The following is a 1,526-nucleotide window of genomic DNA, read 5'->3' as shown; positions in this document are numbered from 1 at the left end:
CTCCCGCCCGTACGAGGACTGGTGCGCGCCCGCGACGTCCAGGGCCTCGGCGTAGGCGGCGGCCGGGTTGGCCGCGTTGACCAGGCCGACCGGCGCCATGTACATCGCCGCACCGCAGTTGACGATGTTGCCGGTGCCGGCCTCGCGGGGGTCCGCGTGCGCGTAGTGCAGCCTTGTCACGATCCACTTCTCGGCGAGGAAGATCCGCTGGAGGGGAAGGGCCTCGGCCTCCAGCTCGGGGATTTAGCAAAAGGTTTTCCATCAGGTCCGGCACTTTTGTGCTCGGCGACGGCGTAGGCGTCCAGGTGGTCGCGTACGGTCGTGTAGACGCGCACCAGGGCGTGCGTCATGAGGGTGTCGTCGGTGACGTGCCCGTCGCCCTTGTGGTAAGGCGCGATGGGCCGGGCGGTGCGCCAGTCCTCGTACCAGGGGCCGACGATGCCGTGCACGCGGCCGCCGTGCCGTTCGGCGATCTGCTCCGGGGACCAGCCCTCCACCGGCCCGCCGAGGGCGTCGCCGACGGCGGCGCCGACGAGGGCGCCCGAGAACCGGTCCTCCAGTGTGAGGGTCATGCCCGAATCATCCTTTCAGAGTGGTGAGTTCCGTACGTGAGAGCAGCGCGGCGAGTTCGACGAGGTCGGTTCCGGCCAGGCGGGGCAGCGCGCAGCCGGAGAGGGTGCGGCAGGCCTCGCGCCAGGCGGCGGGGAGGGAGCCGCCGCCGCCGAGGGCGCCGGTGAGGGCGCCCGCGAGGGCGGGGGCGGAGTCGGCGACGCGGGAGAGGCAGGCGGCGGCCGGGACGGCCTCGCAGACCTCGCCGCGGGCGGCGGTGGCGAGGGCGAGGGCGACGGGGACGGTCTCGGCGGCGGCGATGCCGTAGCTGTAGACGTGGTCGACGATCTGGTGTTCCAGGAGGGGGACGAGCGCGAAGGCGCCGCCGGTCTCCGCGCGGGCGAGTTTGACGGCGTGCCGGGCGTTGCGGCCGATCTCGGTGGGGGCGGGCAGTTGCGCGAGGGCGGCGTCGACGGCGGTGTCGGTGTCCGCGCCGGCGAGGGCGGCGGCGACGGCGGCGGCCATGGCGCGGGCGCCGTGGACGCCGTCGCCGTCCTGGGTGTAGCGGGCGTCGAACTCGGCGAGGTCCGCGGCGGTTCGCGGGTCGCCGGGGTGCACGACGGCGAGTACGCAGGCGCGGACGCAGGCGGCGTCGTCGAAGTAGTGCGGGTTGTCGTGGCCGGTGGCGGGCGGGCGCAGGCCGGCGGCGAGGTTGCCGAGGCCGGCGCGTACGGAGATCCGGGCGCGCATCGGCAGGACGGCGGACTCGACCTCGGGGGCGCGTTCCGCGGCGGCGGCGACCTCGCTGGCGAGGGCGTTCCAGGCGAGGTCGATGGCGGCGCGCATGCGGCGGGACCGGGAGAGGTCGCTGAGCAGCACTCCGGCGGCGGTGAGTACGGATTCGGCGGCGAAGGCGGCCCATTCGGCGTCGTCGGAGGGGCCGAGGCGGAGCGGTTCGGGGGGTTGGTTGAGGGCGA

Annotated in this window: 1 protein-coding gene and 1 pseudogene; both read right to left on the bottom strand. The window is 74.8% G+C overall.

The window, feature by feature from the left end; all coding sequences use genetic code 11:
- A pseudogene (locus SSNG_RS09260) lies at positions 1-572 on the bottom strand (ADP-ribosylglycohydrolase family protein); the annotation flags it as partial.
- A gap of 7 nt (positions 573-579) precedes the next feature.
- The coding region (locus SSNG_RS09255) for an ADP-ribosylglycohydrolase family protein (protein WP_007263555.1) at positions 580-1,526 on the bottom strand (947 nt) is incomplete at its 5' end.

Origin of the sequence: Streptomyces sp. C (assembly GCF_000158895.1) — a bacterium.
GTDB lineage: Bacteria > Actinomycetota > Actinomycetes > Streptomycetales > Streptomycetaceae > Streptomyces > Streptomyces racemochromogenes.
The sequence above is the reverse complement of the archived record's forward strand: the minus strand, read 5'-3'. Positions and strand labels throughout refer to the sequence as shown.